Origin of the sequence: Streptomyces sp. NPDC002889, from assembly GCF_042888425.1 — a bacterium.
In the GTDB taxonomy this organism is placed as follows: Bacteria; Actinomycetota; Actinomycetes; order Streptomycetales; family Streptomycetaceae; genus Streptomyces.
Genome location: NZ_JBIAPT010000004.1, coordinates 150,266 through 177,259, shown reverse-complemented (window position 1 = coordinate 177,259; position 26,994 = coordinate 150,266). Strand labels below are relative to the sequence as shown.

General features: G+C 68.9%; 25 protein-coding genes. 17 read left to right on the top strand and 8 right to left on the bottom strand.

The genetic code is table 11. The features are described from left to right. Positions 1 to 4: 4 nt before the first annotated feature. The 3 genes from ACFYWI_RS07680 to ACFYWI_RS07670 all read right to left on the bottom strand — a co-directional run bounded on the left by ACFYWI_RS07680 (position 5) and on the right by ACFYWI_RS07670 (position 4,365). A complete protein-coding gene (locus tag ACFYWI_RS07680) occupies positions 5 to 1,546 on the bottom strand; it encodes an alkaline phosphatase family protein (RefSeq protein ID WP_389226765.1) in 1,542 nt (513 codons plus the stop codon). A gap of 312 nt (positions 1,547 to 1,858) precedes the next feature. Beyond that, the gene (locus ACFYWI_RS07675) at positions 1,859 to 2,875 is read right to left on the bottom strand and encodes a hypothetical protein (RefSeq protein ID WP_389226761.1); all 1,017 of its coding nucleotides are present in this window, start codon (positions 2,873 to 2,875) and stop codon (positions 1,859 to 1,861) included. A gap of 227 nt (positions 2,876 to 3,102) precedes the next feature. Continuing rightward, a complete protein-coding gene (locus ACFYWI_RS07670; RefSeq protein WP_389227327.1) occupies positions 3,103 to 4,365 on the bottom strand; it encodes an ROK family protein in 1,263 nt (420 codons plus the stop codon). 63 nt (positions 4,366 to 4,428) lie between these two features. Between ACFYWI_RS07670 and ACFYWI_RS07665 the strand changes: the two genes are divergently transcribed. Both ACFYWI_RS07665 and ACFYWI_RS07660 read left to right on the top strand, forming a co-directional pair. Beyond that, positions 4,429 to 5,517 carry a Gfo/Idh/MocA family oxidoreductase gene (locus ACFYWI_RS07665; RefSeq protein WP_389226758.1) on the top strand — a complete coding sequence of 363 codons (1,089 nt, stop codon included), beginning with the start codon at positions 4,429 to 4,431 and terminating at the stop codon, positions 5,515 to 5,517. Next, a complete protein-coding gene (locus tag ACFYWI_RS07660; protein WP_389226755.1) occupies positions 5,514 to 5,993 on the top strand; it encodes a heme-degrading domain-containing protein in 480 nt (159 codons plus the stop codon). Before ACFYWI_RS07665 ends, ACFYWI_RS07660 begins: the two co-directional genes overlap by 4 nt. 73 nt (positions 5,994 to 6,066) lie before the next feature. Here ACFYWI_RS07660 and ACFYWI_RS07655 read toward each other — a convergent pair whose 3' ends face one another. The 3 genes from ACFYWI_RS07655 to ACFYWI_RS07645 form a co-directional block, all read right to left on the bottom strand. Continuing rightward, positions 6,067 to 6,927 carry a fumarylacetoacetate hydrolase family protein gene (locus ACFYWI_RS07655; protein WP_389226752.1) on the bottom strand — a complete coding sequence of 287 codons (861 nt, stop codon included), beginning with the start codon at positions 6,925 to 6,927 and terminating at the stop codon, positions 6,067 to 6,069. 126 nt (positions 6,928 to 7,053) lie between these two features. Then, the gene (locus tag ACFYWI_RS07650; protein ID WP_389226749.1) at positions 7,054 to 7,797 is read right to left on the bottom strand and encodes a YidC/Oxa1 family membrane protein insertase; all 744 of its coding nucleotides are present in this window, start codon (positions 7,795 to 7,797) and stop codon (positions 7,054 to 7,056) included. A gap of 90 nt (positions 7,798 to 7,887) precedes the next feature. Next, entirely contained in the window at positions 7,888 to 8,208 is a 321-nt protein-coding gene (locus ACFYWI_RS07645; RefSeq protein ID WP_389226746.1) for a DUF6412 domain-containing protein, read from the bottom strand. Positions 8,209 to 8,509: 301 nt separating this feature from the next. Here ACFYWI_RS07645 and ACFYWI_RS07640 point away from each other — a divergent pair, with 301 nt between their 5' ends. From ACFYWI_RS07640 to ACFYWI_RS07625, 4 genes are all read left to right on the top strand, one after another. After that, positions 8,510 to 9,604 carry a sugar ABC transporter substrate-binding protein gene (locus ACFYWI_RS07640; protein WP_389226743.1) on the top strand — a complete coding sequence of 365 codons (1,095 nt, stop codon included), beginning with the start codon at positions 8,510 to 8,512 and terminating at the stop codon, positions 9,602 to 9,604. A 280-nt stretch (positions 9,605 to 9,884) separates the two neighbouring features. Continuing rightward, the gene (locus ACFYWI_RS07635; protein ID WP_389226740.1) at positions 9,885 to 10,553 is read left to right on the top strand and encodes a hypothetical protein; all 669 of its coding nucleotides are present in this window, start codon (positions 9,885 to 9,887) and stop codon (positions 10,551 to 10,553) included. 88 nt (positions 10,554 to 10,641) lie between these two features. Continuing rightward, positions 10,642 to 11,172, top strand: coding sequence for a SigE family RNA polymerase sigma factor (locus ACFYWI_RS07630; protein WP_389226737.1), 531 nt, complete (start codon positions 10,642 to 10,644; stop codon positions 11,170 to 11,172). Beyond that, complete coding sequence (locus ACFYWI_RS07625) at positions 11,169 to 11,885, top strand: hypothetical protein (protein ID WP_389226734.1); 717 nt, start codon at positions 11,169 to 11,171, stop codon at positions 11,883 to 11,885. Before ACFYWI_RS07630 ends, ACFYWI_RS07625 begins: the two co-directional genes overlap by 4 nt. Positions 11,886 to 11,908: 23 nt before the next feature. On the opposite strand, the gene ACFYWI_RS07620 is transcribed toward ACFYWI_RS07625, so the two are convergent. Beyond that, positions 11,909 to 12,700, bottom strand: coding sequence for a class E sortase (locus ACFYWI_RS07620; protein ID WP_389226731.1), 792 nt, complete (start codon positions 12,698 to 12,700; stop codon positions 11,909 to 11,911). 100 nt (positions 12,701 to 12,800) lie between these two features. Here ACFYWI_RS07620 and ACFYWI_RS07615 point away from each other — a divergent pair, with 100 nt between their 5' ends. The 8 genes from ACFYWI_RS07615 (at position 12,801) to ACFYWI_RS07580 (ending at position 24,143) form a co-directional block, all read left to right on the top strand. Further along, positions 12,801 to 13,805, top strand: a complete 1,005-nt coding sequence (locus ACFYWI_RS07615; RefSeq protein ID WP_389226728.1) for an SEC-C metal-binding domain-containing protein — start codon at positions 12,801 to 12,803, stop codon at positions 13,803 to 13,805. Positions 13,806 to 13,850: 45 nt separating this feature from the next. Continuing rightward, a complete protein-coding gene (locus ACFYWI_RS07610; protein ID WP_389226725.1) occupies positions 13,851 to 14,282 on the top strand; it encodes a very short patch repair endonuclease in 432 nt (143 codons plus the stop codon). Positions 14,283 to 14,571: 289 nt separating this feature from the next. Beyond that, positions 14,572 to 17,127, top strand: a complete 2,556-nt coding sequence (locus ACFYWI_RS07605) for a Z1 domain-containing protein (protein WP_389226722.1) — start codon at positions 14,572 to 14,574, stop codon at positions 17,125 to 17,127. Next, positions 17,124 to 18,149: a PD-(D/E)XK motif protein gene (locus tag ACFYWI_RS07600; RefSeq protein WP_389226719.1), complete on the top strand. Its 1,026-nt coding sequence runs from the start codon at positions 17,124 to 17,126 to the stop codon at positions 18,147 to 18,149. The genes ACFYWI_RS07605 and ACFYWI_RS07600 overlap by 4 nt, the downstream gene beginning before the upstream one ends. Further along, entirely contained in the window at positions 18,146 to 20,095 is a 1,950-nt protein-coding gene (locus ACFYWI_RS07595) for a hypothetical protein (RefSeq protein ID WP_389226716.1), read from the top strand. Before ACFYWI_RS07600 ends, ACFYWI_RS07595 begins: the two co-directional genes overlap by 4 nt. Continuing rightward, entirely contained in the window at positions 20,092 to 20,988 is an 897-nt protein-coding gene (locus ACFYWI_RS07590; RefSeq protein WP_389226714.1) for a hypothetical protein, read from the top strand. The genes ACFYWI_RS07595 and ACFYWI_RS07590 overlap by 4 nt, the downstream gene beginning before the upstream one ends. Continuing rightward, the gene (locus ACFYWI_RS07585; RefSeq protein ID WP_389226711.1) at positions 20,988 to 22,778 is read left to right on the top strand and encodes a DUF6339 family protein; all 1,791 of its coding nucleotides are present in this window, start codon (positions 20,988 to 20,990) and stop codon (positions 22,776 to 22,778) included. The genes ACFYWI_RS07590 and ACFYWI_RS07585 overlap by 1 nt, the downstream gene beginning before the upstream one ends. Before the next feature lie 9 nt (positions 22,779 to 22,787). Continuing rightward, positions 22,788 to 24,143: a DNA cytosine methyltransferase gene (locus ACFYWI_RS07580; protein WP_389226708.1), complete on the top strand. Its 1,356-nt coding sequence runs from the start codon at positions 22,788 to 22,790 to the stop codon at positions 24,141 to 24,143. Positions 24,144 to 24,275: 132 nt separating this feature from the next. Here ACFYWI_RS07580 and ACFYWI_RS07575 read toward each other — a convergent pair whose 3' ends face one another. Then, positions 24,276 to 24,956 (bottom strand): ATP-binding protein, encoded by a 681-nt coding sequence (locus tag ACFYWI_RS07575; protein ID WP_389226705.1) that lies wholly within the window; start codon positions 24,954 to 24,956, stop codon positions 24,276 to 24,278. A 200-nt stretch (positions 24,957 to 25,156) separates the two neighbouring features. On the opposite strand from ACFYWI_RS07575, the gene ACFYWI_RS07570 reads away from it, so the two are divergent. The 3 genes from ACFYWI_RS07570 (at position 25,157) to ACFYWI_RS07560 (ending at position 26,994) form a co-directional block, all read left to right on the top strand. Further along, positions 25,157 to 26,002 (top strand): helix-turn-helix domain-containing protein, encoded by an 846-nt coding sequence (locus tag ACFYWI_RS07570; protein ID WP_389226702.1) that lies wholly within the window; start codon positions 25,157 to 25,159, stop codon positions 26,000 to 26,002. Further along, positions 26,002 to 26,196 (top strand): DUF397 domain-containing protein, encoded by a 195-nt coding sequence (locus tag ACFYWI_RS07565; RefSeq protein WP_389226699.1) that lies wholly within the window; start codon positions 26,002 to 26,004, stop codon positions 26,194 to 26,196. The genes ACFYWI_RS07570 and ACFYWI_RS07565 overlap by 1 nt, the downstream gene beginning before the upstream one ends. Before the next feature lie 654 nt (positions 26,197 to 26,850). Continuing rightward, positions 26,851 to 26,994: a hypothetical protein gene (locus ACFYWI_RS07560; protein WP_389226696.1), complete on the top strand. Its 144-nt coding sequence runs from the start codon at positions 26,851 to 26,853 to the stop codon at positions 26,992 to 26,994.

Genomic DNA, 26,994 nt, shown 5'->3' with positions numbered 1-26,994 from the left:
GTAGTCAGGATGCCGTGACCTTCACCCCGTCGATCACCCAGTACCAGTTGTTGGCCCCGGTGCAGCGAAAACGTAAGCTCACGGTGGAGGCTCCGGCCGGGACGGCGACGGAGACCGACTCCGGCCGGGAGACGACGTCCGCGGTGTACCTCTTGACGACGGTGGGCGTGCCCGCGTTGAAGGAAGCCAGGACCTGGGCGGTCTGGCTGCCCTCCTGGCGGTAGAAGGTGGTGAAGTCGACTGTGACCGTGCTCTTTCCGCTCACGTTGTACGCGGGGCTGACCAGCGTGGAGTCGTAACCGCCCGAGTTCGCCCTGTCGTCCCACTCGTCGGAGTCGGCGACCGCGAAGACGCCCCGCGCGCGGACGTTGAGCTCACGCCACTGGTCGCGGTGCGTGCGGGACCAGAACTCGTCGGTGGTGAACGACCAGCCGCGCCACTCGGTCACCCCGCCGGTGCCCATGGCGTTGTTGATGACGGACCAGCCGCTGGGCGCGGTGTGCGTGAAGCCGAGGACCGAGGCCGGGATGCCGGTCTCGTCGACGCGGGGCGTCAGGGAGGACTGGAGCGCGTCGAACGGGTCGGCGGAGCGCTCCTGGACCGCCTTGCCGTCCAGCCCCCACGCCGGATCGGGTGTGATGCCGAGCTGCTTGAAGACCGTGGCGGCCACGTCGACCAGGCGGGTGTCGATCGGGCGGGCGCCCGCCGCGATTCCCGGGCCCTGGGCGAGCACGAACGTGCGCCGTTCCTCGATGGAACTGCCGCCGTGGCCGCCGGTGTTCACATGGCCGTGGTCGGTGGCGACGATGACGGTCCAGCGCTCTGTGGCGTACGTCGGGCGGGCCTTGACGGCGGCCCAGAGGCGGCCGACGTAACCGTCCTGGACGGCGATCGCGTCGAGGTACTTCTGACCGGTGCCGAGCGCGTGCGCGACCACATCGGTGTTGCCGAAGTAGACGAAGAGCACATCGGGGTTCTGGTGGCGCAGGATCGACTCGGTGTCGGCGGCGATCGTCGCGTCGTGGCCGGGGTAGCCGTCCGCGTCCCCGTCCAGGACCAGCTTGGCGTCGGCGCCCGGGGTGACGGTGCCCTGGGCGTCCAGCGGCTTCCAGTCGACGGCCGCGTACGTGGAGAGCTCGGGACGCACCTGGGCGAGGCGGGCGAGGAATCCGGGGTATCTGCCGTAGTTCTTGCCGGCGAACGAGTTGTCCTTGACGCCGTGTTTGTCGGGCCAGACGCCGGTGGAGATGGTCGACCAGCCGGGGCCGGAGGAGGTGGCGGCCATCGGGGGCGCGTACAGCAGGGACACACCGTAGGTGCCGTTGGCCATCATCGCCTTGAGGTGGGGCGCGTTCGCGGCGTCGATCCGGTCGTGACGCAGCCCGTCCATGCCGATGACGAGGACCTTGTCCTTGCTGGTGCCGTTCGGGAGGGTGGGGGCGGCCGCGTGTGCGGCGGGGGCAGCGAGTATCTGGGTGGCGGCGACAGCGGCGGTCGCGGCGCCGGCGGCGAGAACGGTGCGGCGTGGTATGCCGTTGATCGGCATGGGTTCCTCCGTCGAAGGGTCGGCGTACACGTGGGACGACCTGCACGCCAACGCCCCTGACGATGCAGGGGCGTTGGATCCGTACGCGTTATCCTTTCGCGACATCTGACGGGTCGCCAGAGGCAGCTCCCGGCCACTCGTGGCGACTTCGCTGCACCGATGGACGACGGACAGGGCGCCTTCGCCGAGGCGGCGCCGGGCGCGTTCGGGTGGGCCGCGGGCAGCTGCTCACAGATCCATGTGGACACTCAGCGGGGCGCGACACGCGCCGTGCGATACGCGTTGTGCGGTGCTTCGGCTCACGCCTGCCGGTCAGCGCCGACCCGAGCCGACGCGCCGCCGGGCCATGAGCACCAGGGCCCCGGCACCGCACAGGAGGATCGCTCCCGCGGCGGCTCCCATCATGACGCGGGTGCCCATGCCGGTGGTGGCGAGCTGGTCGAGGGTGCTGGCCAGCGAGTCCTTCTTCGCCTCGACGACGGCGAACCTGTAGTCGCCGGACGCGCCGACCCAGTCGCCGTCGTTGCCCCGCCGCTGGACGACTGCGGCGTTGACGGTGACCTTGTTGGGCGCGGTGCCGGGGGCGAGCGCGAGTCGGACCTTGACGGTGACGGTCCTGCGGGCCGGGACGACGAACCCGCGGAAGCCTTCGTCGAAGGCTCCGACGAGCTCGTCCCGGCTGGTCCCCTCGAGCACGACAGGACGCCAGCGGGCCTCGGCCTCGTCGTAGAACTCCATGGTGATCCGGTCCGGGGTCAACCCGGGGCTGCTGCCGGTGAGGATGATCACCGGGTGGATGTGCCGGCACATCTCCGGGGTGGTGTTCTTGAGATCCACGGACCATGCCTGCACGCCGGTACCGGGGTGCTGAACACCCGGACCGCCGTGGATGCGGGTGTCGATGGGGAAGGCGGGGTCGGCCGCCTTCCCGCACGTGGGCTGCCGGTCGGCGAACCGGTCGACGGGCCGGGCCTTCGCCCGGGCCTTGGCCGGGTCGGGGGACGGGACTCCGGCTTCGGGGGCCTCGGACGGGCCGACGAGCGGGTCGCCCGGACGGGCCTGGGACCGGCTTCCCGCCCGGACCTCAGCACGGTCGCCCGGACGCCCTTGCTGCCGTCCTGTTTCCGGTACGGCGAGGGCGCCCGCCGCGCGAGCGCCCGGCGCCCGGCCGGCAGCACCCCAGGCGTCGCGTGCCGCCCGCGCCGCGGGCGCGGTCGCCGCGGTGGTCGCGCCTTCGGCGACCGTCGCGGCCGCCGCCGGGCCGGTCAGCGCCACCGGCGTGATCGTGGCCGCGGCAACCGAAAGAGCCAGTGCATTGCGCAGTCGCATAAGGGGCCTTTGCTGCTCGCGGTCCGCCGGGGAGGGGCCCCGGCCATGGCCGGGACCTGCCCCCATCAAATCCGTCCGGCCGCGACCGACGCGGCCCCGTAGGGCCGAACAGCGGCAATACGCCCCACCTATCAGCGTATTTTCGCCCCGCAGCGCTTGGACTCGGCCGCAGAGGAAGCCGGCCACGACCCGCCTCAGCCGCGACGGCGCTCGGACGCCACCCCGCCTCAGCCGCGATAGGACGCGAACGCCACCTCGGCCCGCCCGAACACCGGCGCGAGCACCATCTGGGCCGCGCCCTCGGCGACCCGGTACGCACCACCGCCGGCCGGGGCGACCCGCACCCGGGTGCGGGAGACGAGCATGGCCCGCACCCCCCGGATGAACTCCGCCTCGGCCATGGCGACCACGCGGCCGCCGAGCAGCACCTGGTCGATGTCGAGCAGCTCGACCAGGTTGGCGACGCCGGTCCCGAGCACCCGCGCGGCCCCGGCGATGTCGCCGCGGGCGACGGCGGAAAGGCACAGCACTTCGAGGCACCCCCGTCTGCCGCAGTCGCACGGGGGACCGTCGAGCTGGACGACCTGGTGCCCGAACTCCCCGGCCCCCGTCCGCGCTCCCCGGTACAGCGTCCCGTCGAGGACGAGCCCCGCCCCTATCCCGGTGCCGAGGTGCAGATACGCGAAGGAGTCACCGGTCCCGCGCAGGGAGAGCCCGAGGACGGCGGCGTTGGTGTCCTTGTCGAGAACGACCGGGAGTCCGAGCCGGTCGGCCAGCTCGTCGCGCAGCCGGTATCCGTCCCACTCCGGGAACCCGGTGACCCGGTGGGGCACCCCGGCCAGGTGATCGAGCGGCCCGGGCATGGCGACCCCGACCCCGAGCACCTGCGTCCCCGGCCCTGTCCGCACCCCGCCGACGCTCTCCCCGCCGACAGGCCCCTCACCGACGCTCTCCTCACCGACGCTCTCGCCGCCTTCGGCCTCGTCCAGGAAGTCGGAGAGCAGTTCCTTCACCTCTTCCGCGGCGCGCGCGGTCACCACTTCCGGGCCGGCGCCGAGGTCCAGGGAGACCACCCGGGTGGCCACCCGGGTGCCGGAGAGGTCCAGCAGGACGGCCGTCATCTCGTCGCGGTCCAGCTGCACACCGACCGCGTACCCCGCCGACGGCACGAGGTTCAGCACGGTACGGGGCTTGCCCCCGGTCGATGCGCGGCGGCCCGCCTCCGTCACGAGGCCGTCGTCCCGGAGCCGGGCCGTGATCTTGCTGACGGCCTGGGGGGTGAGGCCCGTGCGCTCGGCGAGTTCGAGCCGGCTGATGCCGCCCTCGCCGGCGGTGCGCAGCAGGTCGAGCACCAGCGCCGCGTTGTGGTTGCGCAGCAAGGGCAGATTGACGCCCAGGCCGGGGCCGCCACCCACGGCTGCCCCCGCACCCGGGCCGCCGCCTGCACCCACGACCTCGCCCGCTGCCCTGATCGCCCTGGTCCTGTTCACCCTCACCCTTCCCATTGTGCGCCCCGCTTGCAGTTTGGCAACAGCGTTGCTTAAGTGGGAGGCATGACTGGTACCGGCTCACCCCTCCGCGTCGGACTCGTCGGCTACGGCCTGGCGGGCTCCGTTTTCCATGCCCCGCTGATCGCCTCCACCGAGGGCCTCGCCCTCGACACGATCGTCACCTCGAACCCCGAGCGGCGGGAGCAGGCCCGCGCCGACCTCGGCGACGGCGTGCGCTTCGCGGACTCGCCGGAGGAGCTGTGGGCGCGCGCGGACGAGCTCGATCTGGTCGTGATCGCCTCGCCGAACAAGACCCATGTCCCGATCGCCACCGCCGCCCTGGAGGCCGGCCTCCCGGTCGTCGTGGACAAGCCGATCGCCGGCACCGCCGCCGAGGCGCGTGAGCTCGCCGCCCTCGCCGAGGCGCGCGGGCTGCTGCTCTCCGTCTTCCAGAACCGCCGCTGGGACAACGACTTCCTGACCCTCCAGCAGTTGATCGCGAGCGGCGAGCTCGGCGACGTACAGCGCTTCGAGTCCCGTTTCGAGCGGTGGCGTCCGCAGCTCAAGGGCGGCTGGCGCGAGTCCGGCGACCCGCAGGAGATCGGCGGGCTGCTGTTCGACCTGGGCAGCCATGTCGTCGACCAGGCCCTGGCGCTGTTCGGCCCGGTCGTGCGCGTGTACGCCGAGGCCGATGTGCGCCGCCCCGGCGCCGAGACCGACGACGACACATTCATCGCGCTGACCCATGCGAACGGCGTCCGCTCGCATCTGTACGTCAGCGCCACCACCGCCCAGCTCGGCCCGCGCTTCAGGGTGCTCGGCTCGAGCAGCGGATACGTGAAATACGGCCTCGACCCGCAGGAGGGGGACCTGCGCGACGGCAGGCGCCCGGCCGCGGGCGAGGAGTGGGGCGTCGAGCCCCAGTCGATGTGGGGCCGTATCGGGGCGGGCGAGTCCCCCCTGACCGGCGGCGGGGGGCCGGTCGAGACCGTGCCGGGCGACTACCCTGCCTACTACGCGGCCATCGCCACCGCCCTGCGCGAGAAGGGCGCCCCGCCGGTCACCGCCCGTGAGGCGGCCGCCACGCTGGACGTCCTGGAGGCCGCCCGCCGTTCCGCCCGTGAGGGCGTCACCGTGGAGATCCCCGTATGAGCAACACGCCCAAGCCCCATCTGTCGGTCGACGAGATCGTCGCCCAGGAAGCCCGGCTGACGCTGCGCCGGTTCACGTACGACGACGCCTGGAAGCTGGGCAGTCTGCTGGTCGAGATGGCGCATCTGCGCGAGGCGCCGGTCTCGATCGACATCCGCCGCGGCGCCCAGCAGGTGTTCCACTGCGCGCTGGCCGGCTCGAGCGCCGACAACGACGCGTGGATCGACCGCAAGCGCCGGGTCGTCGAGCGGTACGGGGTGAGCTCGTACCTGGTCGGGGCACGGCACCGCGCCAAGGGCACGACGTTCGAGGAGCACTCGCGCCTCGACCCGGACCTGTACGCGGCCCACGGCGGTTCTTTCCCGATCACGGTCGAGGGTGTGGGTGTCGTCGGCTCGGTCACGGTCTCGGGCCTGCCGCAGGCCGAGGACCACTCGATGGTCGTCGAGGCACTGGAACGCTTCACCGCGTCGTAGTCCCGCGGGTCCGTGCGGTACGGCGCGCCCTGCCCGCCGTCCCGCACGTCCTGCGCTCACTTGCCCGGCGTACTCACGCGTCCTTGAGTTCCTGGCGCTGCCGCCCGAGCCCCTCGATCTCCAGCTCCACCACATCCCCGGCCCGCAGGTACGGCTTCGGCTCCGGCTGCCCGAGCGCCACGCCCGCAGGCGTACCGGTGTTGATGATGTCCCCCGGGTACAGGGTCATGAACCGGCTGACGTACCGGACGACTTCGGCCACCGGGAAGATCTGGTCCGCAGTGCTGCTGTTCTGCCTCAGCTCACCGTTGACCCACAGCTTCAGCGGCAGGGCCTGCGGGTCCGCCACCTCGTCCGACGTCACCAGCCACGGCCCCAGCGGGTTGAACGTCTCGCAGTTCTTGCCCTTGTCCCAGGTGCCGCCGCGCTCGATCTGGAACTCGCGCTCCGAGACGTCATGGGCGACCGTGTACCCGGCGACGTACGACAGCGGGTCCTCGTCGTCGCCGATGAAGCGGGCCGTACGTCCGACGACCACCGCGAGCTCGACCTCCCAGTCGGTCTTGCGGCTGCCGCGCGGCACGAGGACGGTGTCGTACGGGCCGACGACCGTGTCCGCTGCCTTGAGGAAGACGACGGGCTCGGCCGGGGGCTCGGCGCCGGTCTCGGCGGCGTGGTCGTGGTAGTTCAGCCCGATGCACACGACCTTGCCGATCCGGGCCAGCGGCGGCCCGACCCGCAGCCCGGCCGCATCCAGTACGGGCAGCCCGCCCGCGTCCGCCGCGGCCCTGATGCCCTCGAGCGCGGCAGCGTCGGCGAGCAGCGGCCCGTCGATGTCGCCGACAAGGCAGGACAGGTCGCGCAGCGTCGTCCCGTCAGGATCGAGCAGCGCGGGGCGCTCGGCGCCCGCCGTACCGACACGCAGCAGCTTCATGGTCGCTCTCCCCTGGTCGAGTGCGAACCCGGGCGATGGGTAGCGGCCATCGCCAGGGTTCGGAGGATTGGCTGATCCTCCAAGACACCTGACCACCCCGCAAGACCCTGTTCACAACCTGGACCGTTACGCGGCAGTAGCCAGCGCTCCGGCCGTCGGCATGTCCCGGTACAGGAACGCCCGCTCGATCGCGCTCCACGTCATGCTGGTGACGACGTACAGCGCGGCCGCCAGCGGCACGACGGCCACGGTGACGAGCGTGGCGAACGACAGCAGAGGCATGACCTTCACCATCGCCCCCATGCCGGGCAGCTGCTCCTGGCCGCCGGCCATGGAAGCGGCCGCCATCTGCTGCTGGCTGCGCCGGTAGTTGAACGTGGCCACGGCGGCGACGATCACGAAGAGGGCGACGTAGACGAGACCCGCCCCGCCGAACGCCCCTCCCTGCGTGAGGGCGTCGGCCCAGCGGTCACCGAGGGGTGCGTCGAAGAGGGTGTGGGTGAGCAGGGAGTTCGGCTCACCGCCGATCCGACCGCTGGAGAACAGGTGGTACATCAGGAAGAACGCGGGCGCCTGGAGCAGGCTGGGCAGACAGCCCGCGAGCGGGGAGACCTTCTCCTTCGTGTGCAGCTCGAGCATCGCCTTCTTCAGCCGCTCCGGATTCTTGGCGTGCTTCTTGCGCAGCTCGGCCATCTGCGGCGAGAGGCGGATGCGGGCCTTCTGGCCGCGGGCTGAGGCGCGGGACAGGGGATGGACGGCGAGCCGTACGAGCGCGGTGAAGACGACGATCGCGGCGGCCGTGGCCGAGGCGTGGAACAGCGGCTGGAGCAGGTCGGCGAGCTGCTCGACCAGGGTGGAGAAAACGGACATGAGTGGGATGAGCCCTTCGGGTCTCGTCGTGCCGGGATGCGTACATGGCGGCGTGACGACCCACGGGGGCTGCGTGCTGTGCTTGCTTCCCTACGAGGCCGTCAGGACGGGACGGCCCGGGGCTCGGGGGCGCCTGCGGCCCCTGGCATCGGGATCGCGCTGCGGCAGGAACGCGGTGCGCTGCTCCCGGTCGCGCAGGGCTGTGCGGATGCGCGTACGCGGCACGGCGGGCGCGCTGCGTGCGCTGATGACGGCGCAGAGGACGAGCGCCGATCCGGCGGCAGCGGTGGCGGTGGCCGCGAGCGCGAGGGCGGCAAGGATGCCGCCGCCGTCGATGACGAAGAACTCGACGAGGAGCAGGACCAGCAGCGCGGCAGGGCGCATCAGAGGCCGGACGGGTTGTCCGCTCATGCTGTCGCCCTCCTCCGGCCGCTCGGCTCTCTTCCCCTGCAGACCATACCGACGTCCGGTCGCGCCGGACAGTTCCCGATGGCCGCGACGGGTTCCCGACGAGTGGCGACGGGCTTCCGATGCGTGTTCCCGACGGGTAGGAGTGCCTCCACAGCGTGACGTCAACGTCACTGCCCTAACGAACAGCCACCGCTGCTATCACGTTTTCGTTCATCTCTTGACGCTTTTTGTCGGTACACGGTTGCATTCAGCCACCTCGGCCGATAATGACGCGGCCTGTCCCGGAGGTTGATTTCCACTGATGAACGCACATCTGCGTCGCGCCGCCGCTCTGGCCGCCACCGCCACGATGGCCGTATCGCTCACCGCATGCGCCGAGACGGAGAAGCAGATCCCGCAGACGCTGCGCGACGACCTCGTCGTCGGCCTCCTCCTTCCGGACGACGAAGCTGCCCGCTACGAGAAGTTCGACAAGCCGGTCATCGAGGAGCGGATCGCACGGCTGACGAACAGCAAGGGCAGGGTCCTCTACGCCAACGCCAGGCAGAGCGCCAACGCCCAGGCGCAGCAGGTCGAGAACATGATCAAGAACAAGATCGACGTGCTGATCGTGGACGCGGTGGACTCCAAGGCGATCGCCGGCAGCGTCGAGAAGGCGAAGAAGGCCAACATCCCGGTCGTGGCCTACGACCGCCTCGCGGAGGGCCCGATCGACGCCTACACCTCCTTCGACAACGAACAGGTCGGCCACGTCCAGGGCAAGGCCCTGCTGAAGGCCCTGGGCCAGGCGGCAGGCGACGGTCAGATCGTGATGATGAACGGCGCGGTCACCGACCCGAACGCCGCCATGTTCAAGAAGGGCGCGCACACCGAGCTCGACGGCAAGGTGACCATCGGAGCCGAGTACGACACCAAGGACTGGAAGCCGGAGAACGCCGGCGCCAACATGCAGACGGCGATCTCGGCCCTCGGCAAGGACAAGATCATCGGTGTCTACTCCGCGAACGACGGCATGGCGGGCGGCATCATCACCACCCTGAAGGCCGCCGGCTACACCAAGCTCCCGCCGGTCACCGGCCAGGACGCCGACCTCGCCGCCGTGCAGCGCATCGTCGCCGGTGAGCAGTACATGAGCATCTACAAGCCGTACGGGTACGAGGCCGCCGCCGTGGCCGACATGGCGATCCTGCTCGCCAGGGGCATGTCCCTCGACCTCGCGGCCCAGACCGACGTCGACAGTCCGACCAAGAAGGCCATCCCTTCCGTGCTCGTCCCGGTCATCGCACTGACCAAGGACAACATCAAGGACACCGTCATCAAGGACGGCGTCTACACCGCTCAGGAGATCTGCACCCCTGAGTACGAGACCGCCTGCGACGAGCTCGGGCTCCGCTGACGGGCCCTGGGCCGCGCGTCGGTTGACGGGCCTGGCCGCGCGGTTGACGGGCCCCGGTCGCGTACGACCGGGGCCCGCCAGGGCTGAGATCAGGCTTCGGGGACAGGCGGCCGCCGCGCACGGCAGGACGGCGCCATGGGCGAAGTCCCTGCCCGCGCCGAGCAGTTACCGAAAGAAATCTTGCGAACATGTCATCCGACCGCGGTGCGGGCGGAGTTGTCAGGAGTGGAGAGGCGCCCTCCTCCATGTTCACTCCCGTTCGCAAGGAGATGTTTCGTCCATGACGAGGATGAAGAAGTACGTGGCAGCAGCGGCGGTCGTCGCCGCTGCGCTGGCGGGGGCGCCGGCCGTCGCGCACGCGATCGGATCCGGGTCCGGATCCGCGACCGCTTCCCCGTCCGGCTCCGGACCGGCTTCGGGGAAGTCCGCGGTGCCCGCCGTGCCCGCACCGGCAGCCGCCGATGCGCGCACGGCACCCGCCGCCCAGGCGTCCCGCCCGTCCTCGGGGGTACGGACGGTCACGCCAGGGCAGCGGGTGCAGGCCGCGCCCGGCGTCCAGCTGTGGCTGACCGAGCAGGGCAAGCACTGGTCCACCCCCGACCAGCCCGACCAGTTCCGCAGCGTCGTCGACGGCAACCTCGACATGAGCACCCCCGGTGTCAGCCTGCAGGCGGAGACCGTGGACGGTCCCCGCGGCCGCTCCTACTTCCTGTCCGGCGTGTTCTACGGCTCCCGTGACGCTGCCCGCGTCGACGTCGTCACCGCGAAGGGCAGGCTCACGGCCACGATGGTGACGCTGCCGAACCGCCCCGGCTGGGGTGCCTGGTACACCACCGGCCCGCTGCCCGACAGCACCGCAGGGGACCGACCGGGCAAGGACAGCTTCCTGCGCAGCGTCACCCTGTACGACCGTGCGGGCAAGCAGCTCGCGCGGCTGGACCTGAGCTAGCCGTACGGGGACCCGCACCGCCGGGTCCCCCTGCGCCCGCTTCCCCTCCGTTCCCCCTGTGCCTACGCCGAAGGAATCGCCAGCTGTGATGCAGGAGAGCCAAGGTGAACCCGACGATTTCGCCGAGTTCGCCGTCGTGGCCTGGCCTCGTCTGGTGCGCACCGCGACGTTACTCACCGGCGACTTCCACGAGGCCGAGGATCTCGTACAGACCACGCTGGCCAAGGTCTACTCCCACTTCCGGCGCGTACCGCGCGACGAGATCGACGTGTACGTACGCCGGGCGCTGGTGAACAACAACATCAGCCGGGTCCGCAAGAAGCGCGTCGTCCACCTGCTGATGCCGTTCCTGCCCGAGGCCGCGCACCGCTCCCACGGCGGCCACGCCGAGGCGGTCGAGCACCGCGCGGCGGTGCTGCAGTCCCTGGCCACGCTGCCGGCCCGCCAGCGCGCCGTGGTGGTGCTGCGCTACTGGGAGGACATGAGCGAGCCGGACATCGCCGCGGTCCTGAACTGCTCGGTGGGCACCGTCAAGACCCACGCCCGGCGCGCGCTCCAGGCTCTTCGTTCCCACCCCCTGTTCGCCGAGGACACGTCCCACTCCGGAGCACCCCGATGACTTCCCGTTCCGATACGGAGCGCCTGCGTGAGGTGTTCGCCGACACCGCCCACGACATCACGCCGTCACCGGTCCCCCTGGCCTCGATCGCCCGGGCGGCCCGTACCCGCCGTCGCCGCCGTGCCGCGGGACTCGCGGTCGGCGCAGCCGTGCTGCTCGCGCCCCTGACCGTCACAGCGGCCCACTTCTCCTCGTCCGACCACGTGGTCGTACCGCCTGCCACGCCCGACCCCACTCCGACGACCGCCCGCCCCTCGACGCCCCCGCCCCCGGACAAATCCCCCCTGCGCCTGGTCACGCCAGGCCAAAGACTGCGGGTCGCGCCGGGCACGGAGCTGTGGCTGACGAAGGAGGGCAAGCACTGGTCCAGCCCCGACCAGCCCGACCAGTTCCGCAGCGTCGTCGACGGCAACCTCGAGACGAGCACCCCCGGGATCAGCGCGCAGACCGAGTCCGCGGACGGGCGCTACTTCCTCTCCGGGGTCTACTACGGTTCGCCCGACGCGGCCCGCGTCGAAGTCGCCACCGCCGACGGACCGGTCACCGCCACCCTGGTCACGCTGACCGACCGCCCCGGCTGGGGCGCCTGGTACGCCACCGCGCAGAGCGGCGAAGGGGCGGGCGAGGACTTCATCCGCAGCGTCACGCTGTACGACACCGCAGGCAAACCACTCAGCGAGCTGCCGCTCGCCATGGGCGGCGGACCCTCCTGACGCGCCCTCCTGACGCGGCCCTCCTAACGCGGCCGCATCGAGACGAGCTTCCCCCAGACCACGAGCCGGTACCTGGAGCTGTACTCCGGCGTACAGGTGGTCAGCGTCAGGTAGTAGCCGCGCTCGCCGTACCCGGCGGCGGGCTTCACCAGACTGCGCGGGACCGGCGCGATGACGCCGGTGTCGCGCGGCGTGGTCCGCGGGAGCGCGGTGTCGACGGCGTACACGAAGACGGCGTCGCGGGTCGCGACCTCGATCCGGTCGCCGCCGCGCAGCCGGTCGATGTACCGGAACGGCTCCCCGTGCGTGTTGCGGTGCCCGGCGACGGCGAAGTTCCCGGCCTGCCCTGGCTGCGCGGTCTGCGGATAGTGCCCGACATACCCCTTGTCGAGGACGCCTCGCTTCCCGATGCCCTGCGCGACGGGTGCGGTGACGCCGAGCCGGGGGATGCGCAGGACGGCGTAGGCATGGTCCCAGCGGCGCGGTGACGGCCGCCCGTTCCCGCCCCCGGCCTGCTGCTCCCCCTGCCTCCCACCTTCCCGCTGTCCTTTCCCGTCCCCCGCCCCTGTGCCGCGCCCTGCCCCCGTATCGCCCACCGTCTCCCGCCCCCGGTCCCGCTCCCACTCCCGCTCCAGGACCTGCACCTGCCGCCGGGCGTCCTCCCGGGCCTGCCGGTTGGTCCACCAGAGCTGATGGACGACGAGGAGGAGGACGACGACGCCGAGGGTGACGGCGACCTCGGCGGCGGCCCACAGCCCCCGCGCAACGGCCACCCGCCCGCGCCGCCCCTGCACCACAACTCGTAGCTCCCGCACGGGCGCAGGGTAGGGGCCGCCCCCTCAACTCACCAGCACTCGGCGCCACTCACACCACTCACCGCCACCCGCCGCCCCGTACAGCAGTACGGTGTTCTGCATGCGCCCCGACACGCCTGCCGACCACATCGCCGAAGCCGAGCGCCTGCTGCGTACCGCCGCGCAGTACCCGCAGGACGACGAATCGCTGCTCCTCCAGGCCGCGGCCAACCTCGAACTGGCCGGCGACCGCGAACGCGCCTCCTCCCTCTACGACCGCCTCCTCGCGTCAGAGCCCGAGCACCCCGCGCTGATCAAGGCGCTCCAGGCGGCGAACCTCTGGGAGTACGGCCACGAGGCCGAGGCCCGCGCCCTGATCAACGGCATCCGCACCTCGGCCCCGTCCGAGGCGGCGCCCTGGGAGATCATCGCCGAGACCCTCGAGTCCCACGACGAGCTCGAGGCGTCCCACGAGTGCTTCACGACAGCCCTGACCCTGCTGCTCCCCGAGGACGACGAGGTCCCGTACGCCACCCAGCCCCTGCTCACCGGCCGCCACCGCGTCCGCCGCCTCCTGGGCCTGGCCCACGACGACTGGGACACCCTGGCCGACCGGGTCCACACCGCCCACACCCCGGACGTCACCCTGGACGAACTCCACGACCCGAAGCGCCTGTGGGTACTCGGCTCGGACAACCCGGCCGAACTGAAGGCGGAGATCGTCCGCCTCCGCTCGGAACTGGGCTCCTACCGCTCGGCCCTGTCCCGCCCCTTCCCGGTGGCGGTGCTGCACTGGCCGGCGACGGAACTCGCGGAGCTGGTCGAGGCCTACCCCGAGCTCGAGTCCGAGTACCCGACCCACCCGTCCCACCTGACGGACATCGAGGCCTCCCTGCGCGACCTCGCGGCGACGGGCACGGAGAACCTGGGCATCGTGACGGGCACGGTCCCGTCCTACGAGGCCTTCGCGGCCTCGGAACAGTCCTCCCCGTCGATCACGGACCTGCTCCCCCAGTACGCCACGACCCTGGCGGCCCGCGGCCGCGCGGTGTCGTGGCCCCCGGCGAAGGGGGCACCGTGCTGGTGCGGGTCGGGGACGGCGTACCGGGACTGCCACGGGGTGTGAGCCCCCACGACCTCGCCGCGCAAACGCATGGTGGAGACTGTTTGCATGCGCCCCATTCCATCGTCACCGGCCGTCACCGCGCGCATGAGTCGCCAGGCGTCGCGTGACACGACACAGGAGTTGGCCGTTCGTCGACTGCTGCACGGCGCTGGCTTGCGCTACCGGCTGCACGTCGCCGTTCCGGGGATGCCGCGCCGGAGCGTGGACATTGCTTTCCGCACGCTGAGGATCGCGGTGTTCCTCGACGGCTGCTTCTGGCACGGCTGCCCGGAGCATGCCACGAGTCCGCGGGCGAATGCGGAATGGTGGCGCTCGAAACTCGACCGGAACATGGCACGTGACCGTGAGACGACCGATCACCTTCTCTCCGAGGACTGGACGGTCCTGAGGTTTTGGGAGCACGAGCCGGCCGAGGACGTCGCGCGCCGGATCTCCGCCGCTGTGGCGTCCAGGCGGTCGTCCCCGAGTGGGTCCTGACCCACTCGGGGACGACACCCGGCGCACTCGCCCCGGCCTTGTGTCGGCTGGGGCGAGTGCGGGTGCTCTCCTCCACCTGTCTCACGACTCCCAGCACGTGTGAGGTGGATCGTGACGTCGTTTAGTTCACCGGTGAACATCTCACCCAATAGGGTGTACGCACCATGTGTGAGGGGTGTGCCGATGTGCGTCCGGGACTGCCTGCGTCGATCACGGAGCACTCCGCGGCAACAGCACGGCTCTGCGGCAATCGGCTTCGGCGAACAAGAGCGGGGGACGGTCGACTTCCATGACCGAAGAATTCGACGGCATGTACGAAACCTTCAAGGCGATCTTGGACACGTTTCCCCCTGCTGAGGCGGTCAAGCGGCTGGAGCAGTTCGGCATCAGTCCGGACATCGTCCAGCAGATCCGTGAGCGGCACGAGCAGCAGACCATCCGCATCAAGGAGCTCGAGGAACCGCACGCGGTGGTTCTGGGCAACCGCGACACGTGGTACACAGGTCCGCAGGCCAAGGACAAGTGCTGGCCCGCAATCGTGGACCTGCTTCACAAGGACGGCTGGCCCCAGGAGCCAGCGATCCAGAGCCTTGATGACTCCTCCACCCGCGTCGTCTCACTCCTCAACCATCCGAAGGAGAAGGCGTTCTCCACCCGAGGCCTCGTCGTCGGGTACGTGCAGTCCGGCAAGACGACCAACTTCACCTCGGTCATGGCCAAGGCGGCCGACCGCGGCTACAAGCTCTTCATCGTCCTGGCCGGCATCCACAACGGCCTTCGGCGCCAGACCCAGGCCCGACTGGTGCAGCAGCTCGTGGAGCCGAATCCCTCGATGTGGTCCCAGCTGACCGGACTCGACAAGGACTTCACGCCGCAGGAGAACCCGGCCTCCTACTTCGGAAAGAGCAACAAAACGCGCGTGGTGTGCGTGGTGAAGAAGAATGCCACGGTACTGCGCAAGCTCGCCCGATGGCTCGAGAAGGCGTCCGACTACCTTGAGGACTGCCCAGCTCTGATCATCGACGACGAAGCCGACCAGGCCACCGTTGCTACGAAATCGATCAACCCACTGATCCTGGACATCATGGGCTCCCTGCCGAGGTGCGCCTACGTCGGGTACACGGCTTCGCCGTTCGCGAACCTGCTGATCGACCCGAGTGCCAAGGACCTGTATCCCGAGGACTTCGTCGTCAACCTTCCCAAGCCCCAAGGGCACTTCGGTACCGAGGTCCTCTTCGGGCGCTACGCGCTCGACGGTGAGGACCCGGAGCAGGTCGACGACGGTTACGACATGATCCGCTCGGTCCCCGAGGACGACGTGCCGTGCGTGCGCCCGGGGACGAGGGCCGACATCGAAGGCTTCGAGCCTGTCATCACCGACACCCTGCGTAAAGCCGTCGAGTACTTCTGGCTGGTCACGGCCGCACGGCGGATACGTGGTACCGGCACCCCGCACAGCACAATGCTGATCCACACCAGCGTCAACACCGCTGTGCACAACAGCTTCAAAAGGCCGCTGGAGCATCTGCGTGAGCAGTCCGCGCGGTCCTTGGCAGACGCCGGCTTCCTCTCCAGGCTGCGTGACCTGTGGGAGCAGGAGACCGACCGCGTACCGGCCGAGGACTTCAGTGAGAGGAAGGTGCCGTTCGAGCAGTTGGTGCCCGAGCTGCCGGGAGTCCTCAGCAGTTGTCGCGTCATCATGGACAACTCGAGCAGCGAGAACCGCCTCGACTACGAGAACGGTCAGGTCGTGGCGATCGCCGTGGGCGGTAACACCCTCTCGCGGGGGCTGACGCTCGAGGGCCTTTCGGTCAGCTATTTCGTCCGCGCCGTCTCGGCTTACGACACCCTGTTGCAGATGGGACGTTGGTTCGGCTTCCGGAACGGCTACGCCGACCTGCCCCGGATCTGGATGACGGACGAGCTGACCGAGTGGTTCCGGCACTTGGCCACTGTCGAGACCGAGATGCGCCGCGACATCGACATCTACATGACCGAGGACGAGACCCCTCTCACCTTCGCCGTCCGCCTGCGTACACATCCTGCCCTGCGTGTGACCGCCGCTGCCAAGATGCGCAATGCCGTTACGGCGGCCTCGTCCTATGGCGGCAAGCGGGTCCAGACCCACTATTTCCACACCAACGCCGATTGGCTGCGCGGGAACATCGAGGCCGCCCGCGACCTGGTCGCTGCCTCGCTCACGAACGCAGTCAGGATCGAGGAACGCTCCGCAGAAGGCCGGTACGTCTTCCGTGACGTGCCGCACAACGTCGTGACCGACTTCCTGTCGAGCTACCGGTTCCATGAGAAGTCCCCAGAGAACGACGCTGACCTGATCATCGATTACATCCGGAAACGAGTCGCCACAGCCGGCTCGCTGGGCCGATGGAACGTGGCAATCGTCGGCAACCTCAGGGGAGAGAATGACTTCACTTTTGCTCCCGGCGTGACCGTCGGACGCAACATCCGTGCCCGCCTCGACGTCACCAACCCCGCCCCGGACTTCGCCGACATCAAGACGCTGATGAGCCGTCGCGACGCCGCAGTGGACCTGGACGGGGACACGGCGAAGCTGACCGAAAAGGGCATCATGGACATGCGTCGCGCCAAACTTCCGGATACCGGTCTGCTGGTCCTGTACCCGATCGACAAGGTGTCCGAGCCGAGCCCGTCGAAGAAGCTGCGTACGCCCCTGAACGCCGAGGAGCACGTGATCGGTGCCGGCCTGGTCTTCCCCGAGCCGCGGGACGGAGACAGCGAGGTGGAGAAGTACATCTCCGCCGACCTGTCCAACGTATGGATCGAGGAGGAGGACTACAGCCTCCTCGACAGCGAGGACGCATGAACGACGACGCACTCCGCAAGCTCGTCGAGGAGCGCTGGGCTGTGCTCGATGCCGAGCAGACGACAGGTGAAAGTCGCCTGCGAGTCTCCCAACTGCCTGTCGTCGCCGAGCACGGCCCGCTGGCGGTGGCCGTCGACCACGACGGACACCGCCATGTCCTGGTGCCGATACACGCTCACCGCAAGATCCGTCCCGGCCTCGACGGTCCGGTGCTGCGGTTGCGCAAGCGGGCGCTTGAGGACGAGGAGACCTACCAGACCTACGCCGATCTCGCCTGCCTGCGGAACGACCTCAGCGATCTGTTCACGGAACTGTGCGTGGACGTGCTGGGCGCGGTCGAAGGGCTGCCCGAGAACCCCGTCAAGGCGCTCTATCGTGTTCTCGACCGCTGGAAAGCCCTCTTCCGAACGCAGCAAGCACCGCTAGGGCCGGAGCAACTCGCTGGACTATTCGGCGAGTTGACCGTTCTCAACCGGCTTCTCGAGAAGGACCCCAGCGCACATCGGCTCTGGCGCGGCCCCGAGGGGCACCGCCACGACTTCTCAGCCGGGACCACCGCCGTCGAAGTGAAGTCGAGCACGGGCGGCGAGGGGCGGAGGCCACGAATCCACGGGCTCGACCAACTCGAAGTACCGGAAGGCGGGACGCTCTGCATGGCCTGGTTCCGGCTGCAGGGCACCACCGTGAACGGTTCTGGCATTGCGTTCGTGGACCTGGTCGCGCAGACGCTCCGGTTGTGCGACGACGAGGGTGCGCTCCTCGAACTGCTCGCAGGTGCCGGATACAGCGCGTCCGACGCCGACCGCTACCACGATGTGCGCTTCGTGATCAGCGAGGAGAGGTGGTACCGGGTCGACCCCGATTTCCCCGGCTTGACCGGCCAGGCACTCGTCGCGGCAGGCGTGCCGGTTTCGGCGCTGGATGTCGAGTACACCATCGATCTGTCCGGTGAGATCCCCGTCCCTCTGATGCCTGGTCAGGTAGCCCAAATGATCGACAGCTTGATCAAGGAGTCCGCGTGACGGAGCCCCGCTGGTTCTCCCAGCCCTATCCGCCGGAAGGCGCGAGCGCCGCCGAAGGCATCCGTAATCAGCTCGGGCGCCCGGAGCTCGACCTGCTCACCATCCTGGTGCGCGAGTCCGCCCAGAACAGCTGGGACGCACGTCTCAGGACGTCCTCCTCTCCGGTCGACTATCGCATCGACACGTGGACGGTCGGCCCGGCGCATGCCAGCGTGTGGCGAGAGCTTCTGCTCGACGGCGCACCTGTGGGCACGGAGAAGTTCCCGCTGCGCGAGACACTCAAGCGCGGCCCGGCCCGGGTCCTCGCCGTCTCCGACCGCGGCACCCGAGGACTCGGAGGACCCACTCGCGCCGACGAAGCCGTGGGCGCCAACCGCGACTTCGTCTCCTTCATCCGCAACATAGGCGAGCCGCGCGACGCCGCGCTGGGCGGCGGCACCTACGGCTTCGGCAAGGGCATCTTCTACTTGCTGTCCAAGTCCGGAACCGTCCTCGTGCACTCCCGCTGCCGTACCGCGCAGGGAGGCCACGAAACGAGGCTCATCGGCTGCACGCTCTGGAAGAGCTACGTCGCAACCGAGGCCGAAGGGGACCGCCGGTACACCGGTCGACACTGGTGGGGCGACGTGTCGGGGGACGTCGTCGAACCGCTGGTCGGCACGGAGGCGGAGGCCACGGCTCAGCGTCTGGGGCTCAGACCCTTCGGGCCCGAGGAGACCGGGACGACCATCATCGTCATCGATCCGAACCTGGACGAGCTCGAGCCTGCTGCGGCGGCCGATTACCTGGCCGACACCATCGCCTGGCACCTCTGGCCCAAGATGATCTCCACGGGCGGCAACTCTCCCGCCATGCGCTTCACCGTCACCAGCGACGGCATCGAACACCCCGTGCCGGATCCACGAGAGACCCGTCCGCTAAACATGTTCGTCGCCGCCTACGAGATGATGACCGGCCAGGACGGCAGCGATCTGGGGTGCATGAAACCCAAGCGGCATCTCGGGCGCCTCGGGCTGGTGAAGCGGATCATGCCGCCCCTGGAGCCGACCCGCGCCTCCCGCATGCTGGACATCGAGGACCTCGTCCACCACGTGTGTCTGATGCGACCCGCCGAACTCGTCGTCACTTATCGTCCGGGACCCAAGCCGCCCAGTGCGAACCAAGGTTACGCCGGCGTCTTTCGGGCCGACGAGGCCATGGACGAGATCTACGCAAAGGCCGAACCGCCCACGCACGACGCCTGGAACCCGCAGTCGCTGGAGAGACCCGAGAGCACTTTCGTGCAGACGACGTTCCGGCGCATCAGTGAGGCTTTGGACGGACTGCTCTCCCTTGGTGGGGTCGCGCGTCCCGGGGCCAGCAATGTCGCGTTGGGCGCGGCCAGTTCGCTGTTCTCCGGGTTGGTCGGCGGAGCCTGGGGGATCGGCGGAGCCACTGCCTACTCCAAGCCCGGCAGCACTGCCACCCGTGCCTCGAAGGAGAACGAGGAAGAGAACCTGCGCCGGCCGACCTCGGGCCGTCCCGTTCCCAAGGGGGCCCATTCCGATACGGAACAACCAGCCGCCGCCGACTGGACCGCCGGCCCAGGCGGAACCGGCACGGCGCGCCGTCGTCCGCGCGTCCAATACGTCGGCGAGCCGTACTACGACGATCGCGGCGACGATTCGGTACTTGTCCAGGAGTTCCGGCTGCCCGTAGCGGGTCCGCAGCGGGTACGGATCGACCTGGCCGTCACTCTCCCCGGCACCGGAGGGAGGGAGACGGATCCCCCCATCGGAGCGAGCATGCCGGTGCTCATCGCCTGGGAAGACGGTGACGGTCTCCAACACGCCCCAGAAGGATGCGTGATCGAGGGCGGTGAGTCCGTCTGGCGGGCTCTGGTGCGTCCGGCCCCGGACACCATGACCGAGATCGGCATCAAGGTCGAGGCGGTGAAGGGCTCGTGAGTCGGCGCGTTCTTCCCTATCGCATTCCGTCCGAAGGTGTCGTCCTCGCCGAGGGGTGGTTGCTGGTGGCCGAGGACGGCGAGGTCGCCATGCCCGAGGCGCTGCCGGACTGGGACTATCAAATGGACCTGCATCTGCGCAGGACCGTCCGTGTCGACCTCGATCGGGCGCGATCGCAGTCGGGCCTTCCGACCGACGCGGCGCTCGCACTCGCCGTGGTGTGGACGGCCACCGGGTCCAGCCTCAGTGGACCGGCGGAACACGCGCGCTTGACGGCGAGCGGCGTGATCACGGCGGAATTCGATGTCCGCCTCCGCGGTGCCGACCTCGGTGGCCTGCTCCTCCTCGACACAGCACTCGTCCTGGCCGAGCGCCGGACCGATGCCCGCCCCTCCTCGCCCCGCCGGGCCGGCTCCGTGCTGTGGAGCGATCGAGAGTCGCTGCGCCTTCAGGGCGACGCGCCGCAGTTCCCCATGGCGGTGATCGACTTCGCTCGGACATCCTTCCCCGATGACGCAGCCTGGCACCTGCAGATCAGCGGTGGCCTGGAGAGCGCAACCATGGGGTCCCTGCTCCTGCTCGTGAACGAACGGAACACGGTCACCGCCACCGCATTCGAGAACGCGGGCAAGCCACGCCCGATCGATCGGATCGTGCTCTCTGCGGTGTATGCGGACGCCGCCCGAATCATGATCGAGCATGCACTCGGCAACGGCGACTTCGCCGAGGACGGCGACTTCCCCGACGGCTCACTGGGTGCCACCCTGCTCAGTCTGTTCGACCAGCTCTTCCCGGGGCAGTCGGTCACCGACATCCGCCTGCGTCAACGACAGTCTCCCGCCTTGTTCGCCTCGGATCTGCAGGCGGCGGTCAAGATCTTCGAGGTGCCATGATGAGCTTCCTCTACCCACGGTTGCTTGCCGAACAGGCCGGACCGCTTTTCGAGGAGTACCGGCACCTGACGATCGGCGAACTCACCGGTCGCGTAGCCGTCGCCCATGACTCGTCGGTGTACGTGGCCACGGGCGGCGACCGTGTTTCCGCTGCTCGGCTCCGGGAACTACGCGGAGGCGTCCTCGAGCTCGCCGCACGGGCAGGCTTCCCCAACGACTCCGACCGCGCACGCAACGCCGATTTCGACCTCGAACTCGCCGCTCTGCTGCATGCCGAGATGGGAATGGTTCCCGCAGAGGCCGCCTCCCGGGACGTCTGGGCCTTCCTCGCCCTGGTTCTGCTCCCGGACGTCGCCTTCTGGCGCTACCCCCAGCCGCCGAAGGATCGTGTCCTCGGCACGGACCTCACCCGGCACGTCTTCGGCCGTTTGTGGTGGCGCGCCCAGCTCGTGCGCTCACCTGACGCCCCGGAGCCGTACGGCGCTCTCAAGATCCTGGGCGAAGCCGCATTCGACCAGATCTACGCACGACGAGCCGCGCTCGGCGGAAGTCCGCACATGGTTCGAGCCATCCTCCGCGTCTGGAACGACCTCGACCTGGCTGGCTTCAACGAACGTGAGGCCCTACGCGACTTCCTCAAGAGACTGCTCCGGCTCGCCCCGTTCGTGCTCTTCGACGGCATCGAGGAACACGCCTTGGACGACGAACTGCGCACGGTCGCCCAGGAGTCTGTCGATGCCCAGCGCCGCCCGTCCTCCCCCGCCGGAGTCGACATCGCGCGGAGACGGCAGGACATCGCCCGAAACCACGTTGCCGATGAACATTCCGCGACCGATCCCCGTCGATTCAGGTCGATGGAGATCTGTGCCGGGACCGGAGCGCAGGCCCTTGGGCTCGAGCGTGCCGGGTTCGATCCGGTACTGCTCATCGACAGCAAGGCCGATGCCTGCTTCACGATCGACCTCAACCGGCCCAAGTGGGATGTGGTCTGCATGGACGTCGTGCACTTCCAGCCCACTATGCGCCCGGAGACGCTGGGCATCGATCTCCTCAGCGGTGGACTCCCTCGCGTGAAATCCTTGGCCACCGTCGGCCGCGACGAGGACAGGGAGGAGCGCGGCATCCTCAGGGCTGTGATCCGCCTGGCACGCGACATCGGACCGAGGGCCGTACTCCTGGAGAACGTCCCGGACCTGGTCGAGAGCCCGAACTTCGATGCCGATCGCTCGTGGATCGAGAACGAGCTCCGGAATGCGGGCTACCAATCGAGCTGGCGAATCCTCAATGCCGCAGACTTCGGCGTGCCGCAGAACCGCAGCAGCGGCTTTCTGGTCGCTCTTCAAGCCCCGTACTTCTCCCGATTCTCCTGGCCTGAGCCGGACGACATGCCACCTCCGACCGTCGGCCAGGTACTCGGCCCCTCCATGTCCGCAAGTGGCTGGACCGGCGCGGAACGCTGGATCAAGGGAGCAGACCGCATTGCCCCGGCTCTCGTCGGAGGCTCCGACCGCCGTGGTGGTGCCGATCTCGGTCCCACCGGCAGCAAGAAGGCGTGGGCTGCGCTCGGTGTGAACGGCAACAGTCTCGGCGACGCCCCGCCGGACGCCGACTTCCCCGCCGACGGCATGCCCAAGCTGACCATTGCCCAGACCGCGGTGCTCCAGGCGATACCGACGGACTGGCGCTTCTTCGGTGGCAAGACCTCCAGATACCGCCAGATCGGCCACGCCATGCCTCCGCCCCTCGCGACAGCCGTCGGACGGGCAATCGCCGCGGCTCTCCGAGGCTAGGATCACCCCATGCACACGCCCCGCCCCCTGGACCTCGTGCCCATCACCGTCGTTGATCTGTTCGCCGGCTGTGGTGGCTTCACCCAGGGGTTCCACGAGTTTCGACCGGAGGGGGCTCAGGCCGGCCAACCGGCCTTCCACAGCATTGCTGCCGTCGAGCACAACGCCGCGGCAGCTGCCACATACGCTGCGAACTTCGGAAGTGGCCGACAGGACAAGAGGCTTCCGCCCGCCCGTATCCACTTCGGGGACATCGAGAAGTGGGAACCAACACCGGAGGCCCTCCACGCGGACGTGGTGGTCGGAGGACCGCCCTGCCAGGGGTTTTCCGCCTTGAACCGTGCAAAGAAGGGCAGCGAGCGTAACCGCCTCTGGGAGGAATACGTCCGCATCGTTGCTGAAATTCGCCCAAAGGTCTTCGTCATCGAGAACGTGGACCGTTTTCTCAAGTCGGACGAATTCCGCAATCTGTTGGCTCAGGTGGAGGAAGGCGGCCTGCTCGCCGAGTACCGACTCGTCGATCCTCCCGGCCACGAGCCGAGCGAGACGGACGAGCAGAAGAACAAGCGTTATCTCCTCAACTCCGCCGACTACGGTGCAGCCCAAGCACGGCGGCGAGCCATCGTCATCGGCGTACGTCGCGACATAGTCGACGGTCGCACATTGACGTACCCCGTCCGGACACATGTCCGGCGCCCGAAGCACAGCACCGGCATCTCCCCCCAGCCACTCGAGGTCTTCGACGCAGGGCGGCCCTCGTACTGGGAAGCCGTGGACAGCGTTTTCGACGAATCCGAACGGCTCGCGCTGCAAGGCACAGAACTGCCGGACGTCAAGGAGTACATCGCTGAGATCGACGCAGTGCTCCCCGGTGTTTTCGCGACTTCCGATCTCCACTTCGGCCGTAATCCAAGGCCGCTTTCCATGGCGCGCTACAAAGCCATCCCCCCGGGGGGAAATCGCAAGGACCTGCGGGGCAAGTGGTTCACGGTGGACGAGTTCGGCAAGATCCACATCCTCGACAACCCGAATCCCTCGGGCGTGCGGACACCGGTCAGCTATTTGTCGACCGCGAGTTGGGACAACCACAACACCGGCACCGGCGACGTGATGGGCCGGCTGCGTCTGGGCGAGCCGTCGGTCACCATCCGAACCGAGTTCTTCAAGCCCGAGAAGGGTCGCTACCTCCACCCGACAGCCGCGCGTCCGATCACCCATTACGAGGCCGCTCGCATCCAGGGTTTCCCCCCTGGATTTCGCTGGTGCGGCTCGAAGACCGACATTGCGACTCAGATCGGCAACGCGGTACCCATCCCCCTCGGCACGGCCATTGCCTCGGCGCTTCACTCCTACCTGCGCACCTGATCGAGACAGTGTCCGCCCGCCTGTGAGATCGGTCATTCAACAAGGGATCACCGGGGACACGGGGCACGAACCGTGATGCTTGATCCAGTTCGCGCTTCCCGGCTTCCAGCGCATCCACACTGGGGCTGATCTTCACGGCACCGCTCCGCGCGCCTCGTTGACCGACGCTTCCCCCGCGTCCGCATGCAGCTGCGCCTGGCCCAGCGCCTCGTCTGGGTCGCAGCCGTGGGCTTGAAGCCATTGGAGGAGGTCGGCCATCACGTCGATCGCCGCCTCTTCTGCAAAGGTCAGGTTCAGGCGCGTCGTGCCCGACCTGGACAGACGCGCAGCGCCGTACAGGCCGAGCAGCGCCTCAGCCCGAGCGATGGCGGGGCTACTTACATGGCCGTTGGGCGAGGTGAGCCCGGTGGACAACTCGCACCACGTGACCTTCGAGTCGGCACGGAGGATGACGCCCCAGCGGTCGGCCGTGGCCTCCACCAAGGCCATGCCTCGGCCGGACTCGTCGTCGACCTGTGCCGAGATCAGCGTGGGCAACGGCCGGGTGTCGGGGTCGTGCACCTCGATGCGGAGGTGCGTCCCGTTCATGGAGACCGCGAGCGTGGTTGGCGTGTCAGTACCGACATGCCGAATCACGTTGGCAACCAACTCGGTCACGCAAAGCTGAGCCGCGTCAACCAGGGACGAGAGGCCCCAGCACTTCAGATGGAGACGCATGACCCTCCGCAGGCCGGCCAGCTCTGCCGCCTCGGCCAAAAAGGGCAACTCCCAGGCCTTCCTGGGCACTTCAACTCGACACGCATCCATGTCCATCCACCCCTCCTCCATACGCACAACCGATCGCTGTACGTAGCGTGATGCCCTCATATCGTGACGCTGGAACTCTCAAAATGGAACTCTCACGGCATGTCTATGGGAGCGCGCATGGCCGCTTACGCCCCCGGCGCACGCCGTCTTGTCTCCCCGGTGCGATGGAGGCACGCTCTGAGTGATCGACACGGAGGGCCTTGACCATGGCAGTTGGACCGACCACCCGCAGGCGACAACTCGGCGCCGACCTGCGCCGCCTCCGGGAGCGCAAGGGCCTCACCCTTGAGGACGCGGGCGCGCGCGTCGGCATCTCGAAGGCGACTCTCAGCCGCTACGAGACCAAGGAGGGGACCGTCAAGTGGCCTGCTGTTGACGCGCTTTGCCGTGAGTACCAAGCCACGGAGGAGGAGCGACAGTCCCTCGTCGAATTGGCGAAGGGCGCGAAGATTCAAGGGTGGTGGCGATCCCTCGCCGACCCGATCCCCGAGTCGATGAACCTCATGCTGACGCTTGAGGACGAGGTTGTACGAGAGGACCACTACGCCAGCATGTACGTCCCCGGGTTGCTCCAGACCCGCTCGTACGCCGAGGCGGTCCACCGCGCATCCGAGATGCGATGCAGCGATCAAGAGATCGCGCACATGGTCGACATCCGCATGAAGCGCCAGGAACTACTGACCCGAGAAGACCCGCCCCACATCTGGGCTGTGATCGACGAAGCGGTCATTCGGCGCCTGGTGGGCGGACGCGAGACCATGCGGAAGCAGTTGCAGCACCTGATCTCGCTGACGGACTCACCACACATCACCATCCAGATACTGCCGTTCGCGAGCGGCGCGCACGCCGCTGCCGTCGGCAGTTTCGTCATCCTGGGAGGGCCTGCACCTGAACTCGATGTCGTGTACGTGGACATCATCGGCGGCGGTCTCTTCATGGAGAAGCCCGAGGAACTCGAGCGCTATAAATTGGCGTTCGAATATCTGCGCGCCCAGGCGTTGGACATCCCTTCGTCGGTCGCGCTACTCGACGCGGCAGGCAAGGAGCTGTGATGGATCGCGAAGACCTCCAGTGGTTCAAGTCCTCGTACAGCGGTGGCAGCGGTACCGAGTGCGTGGAGGTCGCGCGACCGGCCACCGTTACGGCCGTACGCGACAGCAAGGCCCCGCACAGGGCACGGCTTTCGTTCTCCGGTCCGGCGTGGGAGGACTTCGTCGGTGCAGTCGCCGAGGGCCGACTGCGTTGATCCCGGCGGTGCCGCCGGCGTGAGCAGATAGCCGAGTTGTGCGGCCATCGGGTCCGAGTGGCCCAACCGGTAGCGCAGGAAATGCTTTCCGACGAGAGGGACGAACCGGGGCCGGCTGCGATCAGATCGGGAGCCTGATCAGCGCCGGCCACCCGGCGCGGGCCGGCACCATGCGCAGCTCGTTCTCCGGCATCGCAGTCCTCCCTCACAGGGGCACCACAAGGGCGGGGATACGGATCACGGTCTCGCGGGAGGGGATGTGCGCTGATGTGCATCAACATTTTCCCGGAGCGACTCGAAATGAAGGCCGCTTATCAGCCACCTTTACTCTCGAAAGACTGTGCGCAGATCGATGGGGTGAGCGCGCATCGTGGCCTTACGTTCATCGCCAGCGGCAGCCGTAGCCGTCCGCCTGCGCTCGCGTCGCAGGCCGCTCCCTGCGGAGGGCATCCAAATGATCACTCGACACAGAAAGCTGCCGCCGATCGGCGAGCTGTCGCGGCGGCAACAGCGTGGCATGGACTGCGTGTGGTGCGGCATCGTCCTGACGCCGCAAACCGCGATCAACCTCGGACCGCGCATGGTACGCATCGCCAGCGGGGTCACCCAGTGGTTCCCGAGGGCATGCACGCGTCACAACGAGGGGGCCGAGTCATGACAACCGAGGGCGGCATCCGGTTCTGCGTCGTGTGCGACAAGCCGATCAGCGGGCACGCCGAACGCATACCGCAGTTCTCGGCGTCCGGCGCCCGTCCCGACAACTGGCGGCATCCCACCTGCTGCTCGCGCCGCCGATGA

Bases quoted from the DNA above. Each gene is read 5' to 3' on its own strand.
- ACFYWI_RS07680 (WP_389226765.1), bottom strand. From the start codon at position 1,546: ATGCCGATCAACGGCATACCACGCCGCACCGTTCTCGCCGCCGGCGCC.
- ACFYWI_RS07675 (WP_389226761.1), bottom strand. From the start codon at position 2,875: ATGCGACTGCGCAATGCACTGGCTCTTTCGGTTGCCGCGGCCACGATC.
- ACFYWI_RS07665 (WP_389226758.1), top strand. From the start codon at position 4,429: ATGACTGGTACCGGCTCACCCCTCCGCGTCGGACTCGTCGGCTACGGC.
- ACFYWI_RS07660 (WP_389226755.1), top strand. From the start codon at position 5,514: ATGAGCAACACGCCCAAGCCCCATCTGTCGGTCGACGAGATCGTCGCC.
- ACFYWI_RS07655 (WP_389226752.1), bottom strand. From the start codon at position 6,927: ATGAAGCTGCTGCGTGTCGGTACGGCGGGCGCCGAGCGCCCCGCGCTG.
- ACFYWI_RS07650 (WP_389226749.1), bottom strand. From the start codon at position 7,797: ATGTCCGTTTTCTCCACCCTGGTCGAGCAGCTCGCCGACCTGCTCCAG.
- ACFYWI_RS07645 (WP_389226746.1), bottom strand. From the start codon at position 8,208: ATGAGCGGACAACCCGTCCGGCCTCTGATGCGCCCTGCCGCGCTGCTG.
- ACFYWI_RS07640 (WP_389226743.1), top strand. From the start codon at position 8,510: ATGAACGCACATCTGCGTCGCGCCGCCGCTCTGGCCGCCACCGCCACG.
- ACFYWI_RS07635 (WP_389226740.1), top strand. From the start codon at position 9,885: ATGACGAGGATGAAGAAGTACGTGGCAGCAGCGGCGGTCGTCGCCGCT.
- ACFYWI_RS07630 (WP_389226737.1), top strand. From the start codon at position 10,642: ATGCAGGAGAGCCAAGGTGAACCCGACGATTTCGCCGAGTTCGCCGTC.
- ACFYWI_RS07625 (WP_389226734.1), top strand. From the start codon at position 11,169: ATGACTTCCCGTTCCGATACGGAGCGCCTGCGTGAGGTGTTCGCCGAC.
- ACFYWI_RS07615 (WP_389226728.1), top strand. From the start codon at position 12,801: ATGCGCCCCGACACGCCTGCCGACCACATCGCCGAAGCCGAGCGCCTG.
- ACFYWI_RS07610 (WP_389226725.1), top strand. From the start codon at position 13,851: ATGCGCCCCATTCCATCGTCACCGGCCGTCACCGCGCGCATGAGTCGC.
- ACFYWI_RS07605 (WP_389226722.1), top strand. From the start codon at position 14,572: ATGACCGAAGAATTCGACGGCATGTACGAAACCTTCAAGGCGATCTTG.
- ACFYWI_RS07600 (WP_389226719.1), top strand. From the start codon at position 17,124: ATGAACGACGACGCACTCCGCAAGCTCGTCGAGGAGCGCTGGGCTGTG.
- ACFYWI_RS07585 (WP_389226711.1), top strand. From the start codon at position 20,988: ATGAGCTTCCTCTACCCACGGTTGCTTGCCGAACAGGCCGGACCGCTT.
- ACFYWI_RS07580 (WP_389226708.1), top strand. From the start codon at position 22,788: ATGCACACGCCCCGCCCCCTGGACCTCGTGCCCATCACCGTCGTTGAT.
- ACFYWI_RS07575 (WP_389226705.1), bottom strand. From the start codon at position 24,956: ATGGACATGGATGCGTGTCGAGTTGAAGTGCCCAGGAAGGCCTGGGAG.
- ACFYWI_RS07570 (WP_389226702.1), top strand. From the start codon at position 25,157: ATGGCAGTTGGACCGACCACCCGCAGGCGACAACTCGGCGCCGACCTG.
- ACFYWI_RS07565 (WP_389226699.1), top strand. From the start codon at position 26,002: ATGGATCGCGAAGACCTCCAGTGGTTCAAGTCCTCGTACAGCGGTGGC.
- ACFYWI_RS07560 (WP_389226696.1), top strand. From the start codon at position 26,851: ATGACAACCGAGGGCGGCATCCGGTTCTGCGTCGTGTGCGACAAGCCG.